Origin of the sequence: Massilia genomosp. 1 (assembly GCF_011682185.1) — a bacterium.
In the GTDB taxonomy this organism is placed as follows: Bacteria; Pseudomonadota; Gammaproteobacteria; order Burkholderiales; family Burkholderiaceae_D; genus Telluria_A; species Telluria_A rubra.
The window spans coordinates 1-287 of record NZ_WHJF01000535.1; the positions used below are offsets into that span (position 1 = coordinate 1).

The 287-nt window shown below is 61.0% G+C and carries 1 pseudogene; it reads left to right on the forward strand.

Annotated features, from left to right (window positions below):
• Positions 1 to 16: 16 nt before the first annotated feature.
• Positions 17 to 287 (forward strand): annotated as a pseudogene (locus F1735_RS34805) (IS5/IS1182 family transposase); the annotation flags it as partial.

Sequence of the window (287 nt, forward strand, 5' to 3'; positions counted from 1 at the left end):
TCAAAACGCCCACACCATGAATGCTACCCGACCCGCCCTGATCATGCAACGCTGGAACGCAGTTCAATATGACGTGCTGCCGGAACTGTGCGCAGAAGTGGGCGTCGTGACGCCGAAACTTGAGCGCGTTATCTACGTTCTGGAGTGGGCGCGTATCGAAGAATTCGCTGACGATTCCTGGGACGGCATCGGCCGACCGCCACATGTTCGGGCCTGGCTGGCGAATGCTTTCGTGGCGAAGGCGGTGCTGGGCATCACCACCACCGTCGGGCTGGTCGAGCGCCTGA